This is a genomic window from Kineosporia succinea (assembly GCF_030811555.1).
Taxonomy (GTDB): Bacteria; Actinomycetota; Actinomycetes; order Actinomycetales; family Kineosporiaceae; genus Kineosporia; species Kineosporia succinea.
In genome coordinates this window covers 7,340,088-7,353,905 of record NZ_JAUSQZ010000001.1, presented here as the reverse complement: position 1 = coordinate 7,353,905, position 13,818 = coordinate 7,340,088, and the positions used below count along the sequence as shown (strand labels likewise).

At 72.6% G+C, this 13,818-nt stretch carries 13 protein-coding genes; 5 read left to right on the top strand and 8 right to left on the bottom strand.

The genetic code is table 11. The features are described from left to right. The first annotated feature begins 60 nt into the window (after nt 1-60). Both J2S57_RS32465 and J2S57_RS32460 read left to right on the top strand, forming a co-directional pair. On the top strand, nt 61-1,350 hold the full coding sequence (locus tag J2S57_RS32465; RefSeq protein ID WP_307249876.1) for a sensor histidine kinase: 1,290 nt from the start codon (nt 61-63) through the stop codon (nt 1,348-1,350). Nucleotides 1,351-1,382: 32 nt separating this feature from the next. After that, on the top strand, nt 1,383-2,009 hold the full coding sequence (locus J2S57_RS32460) for a response regulator (RefSeq protein ID WP_370882732.1): 627 nt from the start codon (nt 1,383-1,385) through the stop codon (nt 2,007-2,009). Between the two features lie 11 nt (nt 2,010-2,020). Here J2S57_RS32460 and J2S57_RS32455 read toward each other — a convergent pair whose 3' ends face one another. From J2S57_RS32455 to J2S57_RS32445, 3 genes are read right to left on the bottom strand one after another with little or no spacing between them, the layout of a single operon-like run. After that, nucleotides 2,021-2,938: a threonine ammonia-lyase gene (locus J2S57_RS32455; RefSeq protein ID WP_307249873.1), complete on the bottom strand. Its 918-nt coding sequence runs from the start codon at nt 2,936-2,938 to the stop codon at nt 2,021-2,023. Beyond that, nucleotides 2,935-4,377: a UDP-N-acetylmuramoyl-tripeptide--D-alanyl-D-alanine ligase gene (locus tag J2S57_RS32450; RefSeq protein WP_307249871.1), complete on the bottom strand. Its 1,443-nt coding sequence runs from the start codon at nt 4,375-4,377 to the stop codon at nt 2,935-2,937. The genes J2S57_RS32455 and J2S57_RS32450 overlap by 4 nt, the downstream gene beginning before the upstream one ends. Continuing rightward, the gene (locus J2S57_RS32445; protein WP_307249870.1) at nt 4,374-5,456 is read right to left on the bottom strand and encodes a D-alanine--D-alanine ligase family protein; all 1,083 of its coding nucleotides are present in this window, start codon (nt 5,454-5,456) and stop codon (nt 4,374-4,376) included. The genes J2S57_RS32450 and J2S57_RS32445 overlap by 4 nt, the downstream gene beginning before the upstream one ends. A 207-nt stretch (nt 5,457-5,663) precedes the next feature. On the opposite strand from J2S57_RS32445, the gene J2S57_RS32440 reads away from it, so the two are divergent. Further along, nucleotides 5,664-6,512 (top strand): hypothetical protein, encoded by an 849-nt coding sequence (locus J2S57_RS32440; protein WP_307249869.1) that lies wholly within the window; start codon nt 5,664-5,666, stop codon nt 6,510-6,512. Nucleotides 6,513-6,557: 45 nt separating this feature from the next. Here J2S57_RS32440 and J2S57_RS32435 read toward each other — a convergent pair whose 3' ends face one another. Both J2S57_RS32435 and J2S57_RS32430 read right to left on the bottom strand, forming a co-directional pair. Continuing rightward, complete coding sequence (locus J2S57_RS32435; protein WP_307249867.1) at nt 6,558-7,235, bottom strand: response regulator; 678 nt, start codon at nt 7,233-7,235, stop codon at nt 6,558-6,560. After that, nucleotides 7,232-8,575: a sensor histidine kinase gene (locus J2S57_RS32430; protein ID WP_307249864.1), complete on the bottom strand. Its 1,344-nt coding sequence runs from the start codon at nt 8,573-8,575 to the stop codon at nt 7,232-7,234. Before J2S57_RS32430 ends, J2S57_RS32435 begins: the two co-directional genes overlap by 4 nt. Nucleotides 8,576-8,691: 116 nt before the next feature. Here J2S57_RS32430 and J2S57_RS32425 point away from each other — a divergent pair, with 116 nt between their 5' ends. Continuing rightward, entirely contained in the window at nt 8,692-9,279 is a 588-nt protein-coding gene (locus J2S57_RS32425) for a hypothetical protein (RefSeq protein ID WP_307249862.1), read from the top strand. 32 nt (nt 9,280-9,311) lie between these two features. Here the strand turns inward: J2S57_RS32425 and J2S57_RS32420 are convergent, their stop codons facing one another. Together J2S57_RS32420 and J2S57_RS32415 are read right to left on the bottom strand one after the other, a co-directional pair. After that, complete coding sequence (locus J2S57_RS32420; protein ID WP_307249860.1) at nt 9,312-9,479, bottom strand: hypothetical protein; 168 nt, start codon at nt 9,477-9,479, stop codon at nt 9,312-9,314. A gap of 48 nt (nt 9,480-9,527) precedes the next feature. Next, nucleotides 9,528-11,105 (bottom strand): multicopper oxidase family protein, encoded by a 1,578-nt coding sequence (locus J2S57_RS32415; RefSeq protein WP_307249858.1) that lies wholly within the window; start codon nt 11,103-11,105, stop codon nt 9,528-9,530. A gap of 454 nt (nt 11,106-11,559) precedes the next feature. On the opposite strand from J2S57_RS32415, the gene J2S57_RS32410 reads away from it, so the two are divergent. After that, nucleotides 11,560-12,582, top strand: a complete 1,023-nt coding sequence (locus tag J2S57_RS32410) for an IPT/TIG domain-containing protein (RefSeq protein ID WP_307249856.1) — start codon at nt 11,560-11,562, stop codon at nt 12,580-12,582. Between the two features lie 197 nt (nt 12,583-12,779). Here J2S57_RS32410 and J2S57_RS32405 read toward each other — a convergent pair whose 3' ends face one another. Then, the gene (locus J2S57_RS32405; RefSeq protein ID WP_307249855.1) at nt 12,780-13,799 is read right to left on the bottom strand and encodes a glycoside hydrolase family 18 protein; all 1,020 of its coding nucleotides are present in this window, start codon (nt 13,797-13,799) and stop codon (nt 12,780-12,782) included. Nucleotides 13,800-13,818: the final 19 nt, after the last annotated feature.

Here is a 13,818-nt window from a genome sequence, read left to right as displayed (position 1 = left end):
GCGGTCGTCCTGGTGCCCGGGCGGGTTGGTCGTCAGAACGGACCGCACCGGGCGGGCATGATGAGCAGCTCTTTCCTGCAGCGCATCGGCATCCAGGTCTGCGTCTGCTGTCTGAGCGGTGTGGTCTTCGGGCTCGCGGTCGTCGGTGGGGCCGGGGTCGGCACCTGTCTCGCGGTGGCGGCGTCGCTCGCGGTGGTGGCGGCGATCTGGCTGGTGGTCTGGCCCCGGCACGACGCTCGCCGCGCTCTGCTGTGGGGTTCGGCCACGGTGTCGCTGGCCTCCTGGGCGCTGTCGCTGGTCTCGGCCTGGGGCGGCCTCGAGGGGCAGTTCTCGGTGATGGAGGCCGCCAGCCTGCTCGTGCTGGTCGTGCTGGTCTCGCGCCGCCGTTCCACCGGCCGTCCCGAGAGCGCCGTCCTGGTCGCGCTGGTGCTGGCCGTGGTCGCGGTGCCGTGGCGGGAACCCGGCCCGCACAGCGCGTTCTACATGTCGCTCGTGGCCTTCGCCGCCGCGGTCTCGGTGATCATCGGCTGGAGCCTGCGCGAGAGCGAGGAGACCGGTGAGCGGAAACTGGCCGCGGTGCTCGCCGCCGAACGCCAGGACATCGCCCGTGACCTGCACGACGACCTCGCCCACCACGTCACCGGCATCCTGGTGATGGCGCAGGCCGCGGCTCTGACCACCGGCCCCGACCCGGCCGCCCGCGCGGCGTTCGACCAGATCGAACGCGCGTCGGTGGAGGCTCTGGAGTCGATGCGCCGGATCGTCTCGGTGCTGCGCATCGACGACGGCGAGGTCGCCGCCGCGCGCCGCGGGCCGGACTGGCCCGCCGACCTGGAGGCCCTGACCCAGCGTTTCGAGCACACCACCGGTGTGAAGACCCAGCTCACCGTCGAGGTCGGCGACGTGCCGCCGGTGCACCGGCAGGCCGTGCTGCGGGTCATCCAGGAGGCACTCACGAACGTCAGCCGTCATGCCCGTGACGTCACCCGGGCCGTGGTGCGCGTCGACCGCGACCGGCGGGGCCTGCGCGTGGTGGTCACCGACGACGGCCGGGCCGAGACCGGTGACGGCCCCCGCAGCACGCCGCGGAACACCGCGACCGGTGGCGGGTTCGGGCTGATCGGCCTGCGGGAACGGGCCAAGGCCCTGGGTGGTAAGGTGCGCGCCGGGCGCAGCGGCGGCGGCTGGCAGGTGGAGGTCTCGCTGCCCCTGACGCCGGACCCGCTGGAGACACCGAGACTCGGGGCGTCGGGTCGGCCGACCCGGTCGGGCTGGTCGAGGCGCCCGTCGCGGCACTCCCGTCCGGCGCGCCCGGCGCGGCCCGCCCGGGCGAAAGAGCTGAGCCCGTGACGATCCGGGTGCTGGTCGCCGACGACCAGGAGATGGTGCGCACCGGTTTCGCGATGATCCTCGGCGCGCATCCGGACATCGAGGTGGTCGCCGAGTGCGCCGACGGGGTCGAGGCCCTCGAGGCCGCGCGCCGGCTGCGGCCCGACGTGGTGATGGTCGACATCCAGATGCCCGGGCTCGACGGCCTGGAGGTCACCCGCCTGCTGGCCGGCCCGGACGCGCCCGACCCGATGCGCGTCGTGGTGGTCACGACGTTCGGCGACGACGCGTTCGTCGACACCGCCCTCGACAACGGCGCCCTCGGATTCCTGCTCAAGGACGCTGGGCCGGCCCTGCTGATCGAGGCGGTGCGTGCCGCCGCGGCCGGGGACGCGCTGATCAGCCCCTCGCTCACGCTGAGACTGCTGCAGCGGCGCCAGAGCGGGCCGGCGACCGCCCCGCCCGGCCCGAACACACCGCACGAGACCGTGCTCAGCGACCGCGAGATGCAGATCGTGCGCCTCGCCGCGCGGGGGCTCACCAACACCGAGATCGGTGACGAACTGTTCCTCGCCCTCGGCACGGTCAAGTCGCACCTGGCCAACGTGCAGGCCAAGCTCGGCCTCAGCAACCGGGTCCAGATCGCGGCCTGGGCCTGGGAGCACGGGCAGGTACGCTGACCGGGCCCGCACTACGAGGCGTCGGCGCGGTCGAGGGTGGGACCTTCCACCCAGTGCCGCCAGGTGGCCTCGTCGATGTTGCCGCCGGAGACCACGCACAGGGCGCGGTGTTCCGGGATGCCCCGGTGCAGCGCGGCGGCCAGGGCCGCGGCCCCGGCGCCCTCGGCCCGGATCCCCGCGTCGCTCCAGAGCTTGCGCATCGACACCTGCAGGTCGGCGTCCGAGACGGTGAGCACCTCGAGGGCGTGCTCGGTGGCGGTGTCGAACGCGATCCGGCCGATCCGGCGCACCAGCAGGCCCTCGGGCATACCGGTCGCGCTGTCGAGGGTGACGCGTTCCTTGTCGCTCAGCGAGCGCTCCAGGGCCGGTGCGCCGTCGTACTCGACGCCGACCACCCGCACCCGGCCGCCCCACTCGCGCAGCGCCGCCGTCACCAGCCCGCCGCCGCCGACCGGCACGAAAACCACGTCCGGCAGGCCGAACTGCTCCTCGCACTCCCGGAACAGGCTGCGGTGCCCGTCGATGACCAGGTCGTCGTCGAAGCTGTGCACGAACAGCGCGCCGGTCTCCTGCGCGGCCTGCCGCGCGGCGAGCTCGCAGTCGTCGTAACCGCCCTCGATCAGCACCGGTTCGGCGCCCGCGCCGGTGATCCGGTCGAGCTTGACGCGGGGGGTGGTGCCGGGCACGTACACGGTCAGCCGGTGCCCGGCCTCGGCCGAGGCCGCCGCCAGGCCGGAGGCGTGGTTGCCGGTCGAGGCCGCCACGAGCCGGGTGCCGCGGGGCAGCCCGGCCACCCGGTGGCTGGTGCCCCGGTACTTGAAAGCACCCGACTTCTGCCGGGTCTCGTCCTTGACCGCGAGGCTCTTCCAGCGGCCGCCCGGCAGGTGGGTGACGGGAGTCCGGACCGGGCCGGGCGTTTCGGTGCTCACGCGGCGCCGACCTTCCCGGACTCCTCCGGGGCCGATTCCGGCGTGGTCCCCGCCAGTGCCTGGGCCGCGACCTCGAGACCGGCCGAGCGACTGCCCTTGAGCAGCACCACGTCGGCGGGCTCGAGCAGCGGGGCCAGCGCGGCGGCGACCTCCTGCGGCTTGTCCAGCACCAGGGTGTGCTCCAGGCCGGCCTCCCGGGCGGCGGCCGCGGCGAGCTCGGGCCGGGCACCGACCGCGACGAACAGGTCCACGCCCAGGGAGGCGGCCAGCCGGCCGATCGCCCGGTGCGCCTCGTCGGCCAGATCGGCCAGGTCCGCCATCTCGCCCAGCACCACGACCGCACGTCCACCCTCGCGACGGGAGGCGACCAGGGCCCGCAGGCCGGCCTCCACCGACACCGGGTTGGCGTTGTAGCTGTCGTCGATCACGCGCACGCCGTCGGCCCGCTCGCTGGTCTGCATCCGGCCCGGCGACAGGGTGAAACTGGCCAGGCCCTGCGCGATCTCGGTGACCGTGAGACCGAGCCCGGTGGCGACGGCGGCCGCGGCCAGCGCGTTCACCACCATGTGCTCACCGGTGGCCGGGAGGTCGACGGGGGCGGTGCCCTCGGGCAGATGCAGGGTGAACGAGGGGCGGCCGTCGGCGTCGAGGCGCACGCCCGTCGCCCGCACGTCCGCGTCCTCGTTGTGCACGCCGTAGGTCAGCACCCGGCACGCCACCTGCAGGCGCATCGCGAGAACCCGCTCGTCGTCGGCGTTCAGCACCGCGAGACCCTCCGGCGGCAGGGCGCGCACCAGCGCGGACTTCTCCACCGCGATCGCGTCCTGGGAGTTGCCGAACTGCTCGAAGTGCGACATCCCGACGATGGTCACGACCCCGACGTCGGGCAGCGCGATGTCGCACAGCTCGGCGATCTGGCCGGCGCCGGCGGTGCCCATCTCGAGCACCGCGATCTGGGTGTCGGACGAGATCCGCGAGAGCGTCAGCGGCAGCCCGACCTCGTTGTTGAACGACTTCTCGTTGGCCACGGTGCGCCGGTGCGGGGACAGCACCGCCGCCAGCATGTCCTTGGTGCTGGTCTTGCCCGAGGAACCGGTGACCCCCACGACCTGGGCGCGCGAGCGCAGCCGCACCGCGCGGGCGACGTGCCCCAGCGCGGTCTGCACGTCGGCGACCTCGATACGCGGGACCTTCTGCTCGGCCCACGAGGCGCTGTCGGGGTGCTCGCGCGGAACCAGCACCACGGCGGCACCCTCGCGGACGACCTGGGTCACGAACCGGGCACCGTCGACCCGCTCACCGGGCAGCGCGGCGAAGATCGCGCCGGGCCGGATCTGGCGGGAGTCGACGACGAGGCTGTCGGCGACGTGCTCGGGGTCGGCGTCGAGGAGCCGCCCGCCGGTGGCGACGGCGATGTGCTCGAGGCTGAGGGGGATCACTGGGCTTCTTCCGTGAGCTGGTGAAGGGTTTCGAGCAGGGCGCCGAAGGGAAGCCCGGTCTGGGCCATGAGCTGGGCGAAGGCGCTCTGGGCGGTCATCCCCGGGATGGTGTTGACCTCGTTGACCAGCAGGCTGCCGTCGCGGGTGTCGAGGAACAGGTCGACGCGGGCGAACACCTCGCAGCCGAGCGCCTCGAACGCCTCGGTGGCCAGCTGACGCGCGCGCTCGATCACCTCGGGGCCGACCCCGGCGGGCGGGTCGAACCGCAACTGCCCGCCGCGGTACTTCTCCGTGTAGTCGAGGAACTCGCCGGCCTGGATGGCCTCCAGCGGAGGCGAGACCGTCAGCGCCTCGCCGGTGCCGACGACGCCGAGCAGTAGTTCGCGATGCGGCACGAACTCCTCCACCAGGGCCACGTCGTCCCAGTGCAGGGCCTCGTCGATGGCGGCGGGCAGATCGGCGGCGCGCTCGACCGCGGTGACGCCGATGCTCGAGCCGCTGCGGTTGGGCTTGACGAACCAGGGGCCGGCACCGATCTGCTTGGCCAGCACGCGGCCGGTCTCCTCCGGGTCCTGCGTCCAGGCGCGGCGGCGCACCGCGACGCCCGGCGTGACCGGGATGCCGGCGGCCGTCAGCACGGCCTTGGTGACCTGCTTGTCGAAGCAGACGGCCGAGGAGGTGACACCGCAGCCGATGACCTTCAGGCCGTAGGTGGCGAGCAGTCCCTGCAGGGTCCCGTCCTCGCCCCAGCGGCCGTGGCACAGGGGCAGCACCAGGTCGTAGCCCTCGAACGCGCTGCGGGGCGGGGGTTCCGGGTACGTGGTGGTGCGCGGCCCGGCGGGCTCGGTGGAGGCCGCGACCCCGAGCGGCAGCTTCTCCGGGTCCGCGAGTGTGATGAGCAGGTCGCGCGACCCCGGGCCGGTGAACCAGCGGCCGTCCTTGCCGATGCCGACGGCGAGCACGTCCCAGCCGAGGACGTCGAGCTCGGCCAGGACCGACCCGGCGCTACCGAGGCTGACCTCGTGCTCGGGACCAGGACCGCCGAAGAGGACGGCGATCTTGCGTGAGCTCTTTCCCATGAGGGAAAACACTGGTGCGGCGGGGAGCTCACCACATCAGCCTGGAGACGTATATCCGGTATGTCCGCGACTAGGCCGATCGGCCGATACAGGGGAGTCGTCCCGAATCGTCACCCATCGTAGCGGATCGACATCCCCCAGGGGTCGTACACCCGCGTCCGGAGATCATATTGAGGTCTGACGACCACGCGCGGCGCCCCGATCGCGATGGGAGCACCACCGGACGAGGAGAAGTCAGCGCTGAAGAAGACCGCAGCGGCGCTGGTCGCCGGGGGAATGCTCGTGGGCGGCGCGTTCCTGGCGCCCACCGCGCAGGCGGCGACCGCGGGCACCACCTCTCTCCCGAAGGCCGGGCACCAGACGGCGTACGTGCAGCGCGGCGAGACCGTCACGGTCTACCGCGACGGCCGGACCCGGGCGACCGTCACGGTCACGTCGGCCGCGCACCCCCGGGGCAGGGGCAAGCTCGTCCTGACCGTCGACGCGAAGAAGCCGTTCGCGTTCACGGCCGGCCAGTTCATCTGGGAGGACGAGGAGGGCAGCGACAACGAGGCCGCCAACCCCGACCGCCGCATCAGCGTGGCCGCGAACACCAGGAAGACCGTCTCCATCGCCTTCGACGGGGTCGGCAACGGCGACGTCATCTACGTGCCGGACGAGAACACCGTGGCCGGCGCCTGGCTGGTCGAGGGCAAGGCCGTCGACGGCGCCGCCGAGCTCCTGCCCGCCAGCTACCTGCAGCGCGGCAGCACGGTCAGCGTCTACCGGGCCGGTCGGGTCGTGGCCAGGGTGACGCCGCGCTCGGCCACCACCCGCGACGGAAAGGGCACGCTGAAGCTCGATGTCGAGGCCGTGAAGAGCGTCAGGGTCGTGCCGGCGAAGTTCATCTGGGAGGACGCGGACGGCGGCGACCACCGCCCGGTCACCACCCAGGCCGTCACCGTGAAGGCCGGAACCCACCAGAGCGTCACCCTCACCTACGAGGACGTCGAGAAGGGGCGCCTGGTCTGGACACCCACCCGGGACCTGGTCGCCGGGGCCTGGAAGATCGGCTGAACCAGTTCCGGCCGCGGGGCCCTCGCCGGGCCCCGCGGCCACGGATCACTGCCCGGCGACCACGAGCCCACACTCGTAGGCCACCACCACCAGCTGAGCCCGGTCACGGCACCCCAGCTTGGTCAAAAGCCTGCTCACATGGGTCTTCACGGTGTTCAGGCTCACCGTCAGCACCGCTGCGATCTCGGTGTTCGACAGCCCCGCGGCCACCCGCAGCAGGATCTCCCGCTCGCGGTCGGTGAGGTGGGCGAGCCGGCCGTCGGGCTTCGCCCGGCGCCAGGGACGGGCCCTCGTGTCGGGGATGGCCACGAACGCCTTGATCAGCCCGGTCGTGACCGAGGGCGACAGCAGCGACTCACCGGCCGCGACCACCTCGACGGCGGTGAGCAGGTCTTCGGGCGGGGTGTCCTTGAGCACGAAACCGCTGGCCCCGCTGCGAAGCGCGGCGAAGACATGGGGATCCTCGCCGAACGTCGTCACGATCAGCACCCGCGTGAGCAGGGACGCGTCGGCGCTGATGTGCCGCGTCGCCTCGAGGCCGTCCATGCCCGGCATGCGGATGTCCATGAGCACGACGTCGGGCCGCAGCGCCCGGCACTGCCGCACCGCGGTGGCGCCGTCAGCGGCTTCACCCACGCACGTGAATCCCTCCGAGGCCTCGATGAGCACACGAAGACCCGCCCGGATCAGCGCCTCGTCGTCGACCAGCATCACCGAGATCATTGGGCCGATCCCGCTCGCTCGTCTGTGGTGACGTCGCGCTCGCCCGCGGTGCCCTGGCCCGCGCCGGTGGTTCTCTCGCGCTCGCGCGCGGTTGTCTCGCGCTCGTCGGTGGTTCCTGTGGGCTGGCCGGTGGTTCTCTCGCGCCCGCCTGCGGTTGTCTCGCGCTCGTCGGTGGTTCCCGTGGGCTGGCCGGCGGTTCTCTCGCGCTCGCGCGCGGTTCTCACGCCTTCCTCAGCGGTTCCGGAGGCCGGCAGGGTCGCCTTCACCCGGAAGCCACCGTCGTGGGTGGCCCCGGTCTCGAGCGAACCACCGTGGAGTTCCACCCGCCGCCGCATCCCGGCCAGCCCCAGCCCGCTGCCCGGCGAGCCGTCGCCCGGCAGCCCCCGGCCGTTCAGCACGTCGATCACCAGGATCCGCCCGTCGCCGGACAGCTCGACCCGGGTGGCCACCGCACCCGCGTGCCGCACCACGTTGGTGAGTGCTTCCTGGGTGATGCGGTACGCCGACTCCTCGACCAGGGGAGAGGCCCCGAGATCGTCGGGAAACACCAGGTCGACGGGCAGCCCGTCGCGTCGCGTGGACTCGACCAGCGGACGCACGTCGGCGAGCGACGGCCGCGAGGGCCCGGCACCGCCGAGGGACTCGTCGCGGAGCACGGCACGCAGCTCATCGAGCGCGGTACGGCTGGCCCCCTCGATCGCGGAGAGCGCGGAGCGGGCCTCGCCGGGACGCTGCTGCAGCACCATCCGCGCGACCCCCGCCCGCACGGCGATCAGGGCCAGGGCGTGCGAGACGATGTCGTGAACGTCGGCCGAGACCCGGAGCCGTTCTTCGACCCGGATGCGCCGCTCGGCCTCGGCCTCCCGCCGGGCCCGCTCGGCCCGTAGCTGGGCCTCGACCTCGCGTCGGGTGCGCAGCGCCCGCCCCAGCAGCCATCCGGCCGGCCCGATGAGCAGGTGCACGGCGTTCTGGTCGGTGCCGGGATGCACCACGTAGCCCACGATCTCGCTCGTGGTGACCGCCCCGATGGCCGCCGCTGCCATCCAGGCCGAGGCCCGGCGCGGGTAGCGCTCGGCCAGGGTGAACACGGCGACGCCCAGCGCCGGCCCGGCGTTGCTGACCCACGCCGTGAACCGGATCTCGGCCAGCGCGCCGATCACCAGGGCCAGGACGACCACGAGGGTCACCGCCCGGGGCCACCGGCGCCGGAACGCCAGGGGCGCCGCCGTGAGCAGCCCCAGCGCGGCGATCACCCCGAGCGGACCGTGCCCGTCGACGAGCCCGGCCAGGACCGGCAGGGTGGTCAGGGCGAAGGCGCCCAGCGCGATGAGTACGTCCACCCGCAGCACGCTAGAGCAGGATCCGCCGGCCGGCGTCACTCCTGAGAATGACGCCGCGTGCGGGCTTCGTCCTGGGGAGTGACGCGCGGGCGACGGGCGGCGGGCAGGCTCGGGACATGACCAAAATGCTTTCCCTCAGGGCCGTCTCGGTCGCCGCTGCCCTGTTCGGCCTGGGTGTCGTGAGCGGTGTGCCGTTCTACCTGGCCGCCGGCACGCCGACCGACCGGCAGGTGCCGGGCACCGACGCCTGGCCGGTGTTCATCGTGCTCACGGCCGTGACGGGGCTGTGGGCCCTGCTCGAGGTGCGCCGCCGGGGTGCCGCGGTGCTGATCGCCCCGTACCGCTCCCGCGCGGTGCGGCGGCTGGCCGCCACGGTGCAGTGCGGGGGCCACCTGCGCCGGGCCGCCGTCGGGTTCCTGCTCCTGCTCAACGCCTACGACCTGTGGCGCAGTGGTGTGCAGGTCGTCGGCGGCCTCGCCCCCGACTTCACCACCAACGCCTGGGGCGGCCCGGGGTATCTCGGGGCGATGTACTGCCACTACCTGGTCGCCGTGCTGATCTGGGGGGTCTCGGCCGTCGTGCTCGACCGGCTGCTGCTCACCCTCCCCACCGGCGACCGGCCCGGCGACCGGCCCGGCGATCGGCCCGGCGATCGGCCCGGCGATCGGCCCAGCGGCCGGCCCAGCGGCCGCACGAGCGTGTGAGGCGGGGCACCGGGGCGCGCCCCCGCCTGCGCTCAGCGCTGCTCGAGCTGATCCGCGATGCGGGCCAGGCTGCTCGCGATCGACACCAGGGCCAGCGCCTGCACCGCGTCGTACGTGCCGGGCTTGAGCTTGGCCGCCACCTCGGCCGCCTTGACCGCGTAGTCGTCGGTGTTCCTCTTGAGGTTCGCGTTGTCGGTCATGAGGCATGGTGCCCACGCGGTGCGCTGCGCCGTCAAGGCCCGCCCCGCTCAGACGATCTCGAAGTTCGCCATCATCATCATGTCCTCGTGTTCCAGGTTGTGGCAGTGCAGCACCGCCGCACCCCGGTTCCGGTCGAAGCGCACCAGCAGCTCCGCGCGTCCGCCGTTGTCGAGGTTCACGGTGTCCTTCCAGCCCTCGTCGACGTGCCCGGCCGAGGTGTTGCCCAGCACCTGAAAAGCGCCGAGGTGCACGTGGAACGGGTGCTCGTTGTTCTGCGCCACCACCGTCCACCGCTCCACCGTGCCCAGCTTCACCGTGGCCAGCACGGTCTCCGGGTCGAAGGCCTCACCGTTCACGGTCCACAGCGACATGCCGTGCGCCTTGGCCCCGCCCCGGCGGAACGTGAACGAGCGCGTCGCCACCACGTCGCTCCCGCTGAGTTCCTCGACGGCGCCGAGCTTCTCGGGCACCCGGCTGTCGTCGCCGGCGGGTCCGGTGACCACGAACCGCATCACCTGGGCCGTCGGGCCGTCACCCCGCTCGTTGACCATCGTGATCTCCGAGCCGGCGGCGTACCCGGAGAAGTCCACCACCACGTCGAACCGCTCGCCCTGGGCCACGTCGATACGCGTGCGGGTGACCGGGGCGGCGAGAAGGCCCTGGTCGCTGCCGATCTGCACGAACTCCGGGCCGTCGTCGAGCCGCAGCCGGAAACGCCGGGCGTTGGCGGCGTTGAGGATCCGGAACCGGTACCTCACCGCCTTCACCTCGAGCTCCGGCCACGCGGCCCCGTTCACCAGCACGCAGTCGCCGAGCACCCCGCTCATGTAATCGGCGCTCACACCGGGCACTTTCGTCAGCGAGGGGTCGGTCGAGGGATAGAGGAACGAGCCGTCGGCCGCGAACGAGCGGTCCGCGATCATCAGGGGGATGTCCCGCTCACCCGACGGCAGCCCCAGGGAGTCCTCCGACGCGTCCTCGATCAGGTGGAAGCCCGCCAGGCCCCGGTAGACCGCCGGCCCGGTGAAATCCATGCGGTGGTCGTGGTACCAGAGGGTGGCCGCGGGCTGGTCGATGTCGTACACGTAGTCACGTGTGCCCTGGGCGCCGTTGAGCCCGCCGCCGTGGTGGTCGGCCACCCGCCCCGTGACCGGGTGCAGGTAGTCGGTGGGGTAGCCGTCCTGGTCGGCGGCGACGCGCCCTCCGTGCAGGTGCACCACCACGGGCACGGGCAGTTCGTTGGTGTGCGTGACCACGGTGCGCCGCCCGCGCTGCGACACGATCGTGGGGCCGGGGAACGTGCCGTCGTAACCCCACACCGGGGTCTCGAGATCGTCGAGGATGCGGGCGGTTCCGGTCTTCTGGGTGATCTCGTAGTAGTCGGTGCCCGGCTCGGTGCGAACCGGCTTGAGGACGCGCGGGACGGGCAGTGCGCGCCCGAACGGTTCGGGGAGGGGGGCCTCACTGGGCAGCAGGCGCCCGGCGCTGCCCTGCGTGCTGACGTTCGCACTGCTGTTCTCGGACCGGCCGCCGCACCCGGTGAGCAGGAGCGGGGCGCCGGCCCCGGTGAGACCGGTCAGGGCCAGGCGGAACAGGGTGCGGCGCGAGGGGGCGTGCGGGTGCATGCCCCCAGTGTCCCGGGTGGTCGCGGTGGACCGGCGGGCGGGTCACTTCCTCACGAGGTGGAACCCGATCCAGACGACGAGCAGGATGATCAGGATCTCCATGCGGCACCTCACGTTTCGGACCAGTGGTGGGGCCATCGTGGTCGCCGCGGAACCTACTGGCCAAGAAAGTTGAAGGGTCGGGGCAGGGCGGGTTCCGACGGGTGCAGGTGTGCTGCAGTCCTACCGGGTTTAGCCCTCTGCGCCAGGGGGATTCGTGAGCAGCGAGGTGCTGGAGGGACGGAAGAAGGGTGCCGGCGTCGCAGCGTCACCTACGCGTCGGTCGGCCCAGCCGCCGGGGTGGGCCGACCGGGTGACAGTGACGCTGCGGAGTTGATGAAGCACCGTCCGGCTGTCGACATCCGTGCTCAAGGGGTTCACGAGGAACCCGGAAGAAGTCTCACGGAGGAGACGCATGCTCACCCCCAAGTTGTCAGTCAGACGGGCGCTGGGTCTGGGTGCCGTCCTGGCCCTGGCGCTCGGTGGTCTGCTCGGCGTCAGCACCACGTCCGAGGCCGGCACCACCACCACGATCAAGCTGTCCCCGGCCAGCGGTTCGTCCACCGGTTCGACCTCGATCACCGTCACGGGCCGGAACTTCGCCGACACCACCGGTACCTCGCGGGTCAGGGCGGTGCGGTTCGTGTCGGGCACGGCCTGCGGCACCGACCCGACGGTGGGCACGGCCGCCGCCGCGTACAACGTGGTCTCGGCGACCAAGATGCAGACCACCACGGCCGCCGGCCTGACCGCGGGGCGCTGGATGCTCTGCGCCTTCGACGGCACCACCTCCCCGGCGACCCTGCTGGGCGGCGGGGTGTACGTCACGGCCCTTCCCCCGACGGCCACGACGTTCGCCGAGTCGACGGCGGCGGTCGCGCGCGCGTCCGTCTTCGGCGGCACCGTCCTGAACCTCACCGGAACCAATTTCACCCGCACGACCACCGCGTCCGTCGACGGGCTCAAGGTCAAGGTGACCTACGTGAGCCCGACGAAACTGACGCTCGTCGTGCCCGCCCACGCGGCCGGCACCGGGTTCAAGGTGCTCGTGACGGCCGAGGGCGGATCGGTGCTGAGCACCGACTCGATCAGCTTCGTGCAGGTGCTCACCGTGGTCCCGGCCACCGGCACCGGCGTGGCCGGCAACATCGTCACCCTGCAGGGAGCCGGGTTCAACGCGCAGACCTTCAGCAACACGGCGGGAACGGTGGTCGCGTTCGTGCCCGGCGGCCAGACCCTGACCGCCAACACCACGCTGATCACGTCACTGAAGACCTGCACCGACATCATGGTCGAGCACGACCGGCAGCTCAGCTGCAAGGCCCCGGTGCTGAGCGGCGCCTACCAGGTCCAGCTGCTCACCGCGGTGGCCGGCAAGTACACCGCCCCGGTGAGCATCGTGTCGAGAACGGCGACCTACACGGCGGGTTACCTGTAGGCCGACCGGTCAGCGCCGGGCTGCCTGTCCATCGCGGCCTGCCTGTCCATCGCGGGCTGCCTGTCAATCGCGGCTTGCCACAAGGCCGTTCACCGTCGGGCAACCGTCCGCGGCCGGGTGACCACCCACGGCCGGCCAACCATCCACGGCCGGCCAACCATCCACGGCCGGGCAGCCATTCACGGCCGGGCAGTCATTCACGGCTGCCCGGGCGACCAGTCGCGGCGGAAGGCGTCCCAGTCTCCTGTGGTGGCGTCGAAGTCGACGTACAGCGCCACCCCCACCGGGCGGTCGGGCCGGGCCAGCTGCACCCCGCCGATCGCCGCGGCCACCGTCTCGGCGAAGTCGTACCGCACCAGCTTGCGGTCGTGGTAGGCCGGGGCACCGATGATCAGGGTGACGTCGGGCGGGACGACGTCGAGCGCGACCTCGGTCTGCCGGCGCACGTAACCGCGGTAGGCCCGTTCGCTGGGCAGCGCGGTGTCGTACGACATGATGGCGATCTGGTCGACGGTCTGCGCCACCCGGCGCAGGTACCCGGTGCTCCACTGCGACTGCGTGGGAACGAGACCGGCCAGCAGGTGCGCCCCGGGCAGCGGGTCGACCGGGGGAGTGGCCACCGACAGCAGCCTGCCCGCGGCCTGCGTCTTCGCGTGGGTCGCCTCGAAAACCCGCAGCACGTCCTCGTTCCCGTCCTTCGAGGGCTCGAAGTCGAAGTGCACCCCGTCGAACCCGCCGGCCAGCACGCTGTCGACGCCGGCCAGCACGTTGGCGCGGGACTGCTCCGACGACAGGTCCAGCCGGTCGTCGCCGAGCTTGTTGCCCAGCCAGGCCTGCACCCGCACGCCGGGGATCGCGGTGTGCACGGCCTCGATGAACCACGACGCCTTCGGGCGCTTCGCGGCGTCCAGCGTGCCGTCGTCCGCGTACGGGCCCGCGTGCACGTACAGGTCACGGATGCCGGTGCCCTCGAGCTGTGCGGCCAGGGCGTCGACGTCGGCCTGCGTCCTGCGCCCGTCGACCCAGGCGTGCCCGAGCCAGTAGGCGTCGTTGCCGGTGCTGCGCACCGTGCGGTCGATCGTGCCGGAGCCGTAGGCCATGAACGTGCCGACGGTGCCCGTGACGATCAGGAGCACGACGGCCGGCAACCCTCCGACGACCCACAGCACCCGCCGGCGCCGCTTCTTCGGGGGCGGTGCGGGGTTTTCGTCGCTCATGCCCCGAATCATGGCCCAC

What these genes read in the sequence shown, in the direction of transcription:
- J2S57_RS32420 (WP_307249860.1), bottom strand. Translation starts at nt 9,479, where the DNA reads ATGACCGACAACGCGAACCTCAAGAGGAACACCGACGACTACGCGGTC.
- J2S57_RS32445 (WP_307249870.1), bottom strand. Translation starts at nt 5,456, where the DNA reads ATGGGAAAGAGCTCACGCAAGATCGCCGTCCTCTTCGGCGGTCCTGGT.
- J2S57_RS32415 (WP_307249858.1), bottom strand. Translation starts at nt 11,105, where the DNA reads ATGCACCCGCACGCCCCCTCGCGCCGCACCCTGTTCCGCCTGGCCCTG.
- J2S57_RS32435 (WP_307249867.1), bottom strand. Translation starts at nt 7,235, where the DNA reads ATGATCTCGGTGATGCTGGTCGACGACGAGGCGCTGATCCGGGCGGGT.
- J2S57_RS32405 (WP_307249855.1), bottom strand. Translation starts at nt 13,799, where the DNA reads ATGAGCGACGAAAACCCCGCACCGCCCCCGAAGAAGCGGCGCCGGCGG.
- J2S57_RS32440 (WP_307249869.1), top strand. Translation starts at nt 5,664, where the DNA reads ATGGGAGCACCACCGGACGAGGAGAAGTCAGCGCTGAAGAAGACCGCA.
- J2S57_RS32460 (WP_370882732.1), top strand. Translation starts at nt 1,383, where the DNA reads ATGGTGCGCACCGGTTTCGCGATGATCCTCGGCGCGCATCCGGACATC.
- J2S57_RS32465 (WP_307249876.1), top strand. Translation starts at nt 61, where the DNA reads ATGAGCAGCTCTTTCCTGCAGCGCATCGGCATCCAGGTCTGCGTCTGC.
- J2S57_RS32410 (WP_307249856.1), top strand. Translation starts at nt 11,560, where the DNA reads ATGCTCACCCCCAAGTTGTCAGTCAGACGGGCGCTGGGTCTGGGTGCC.
- J2S57_RS32425 (WP_307249862.1), top strand. Translation starts at nt 8,692, where the DNA reads ATGACCAAAATGCTTTCCCTCAGGGCCGTCTCGGTCGCCGCTGCCCTG.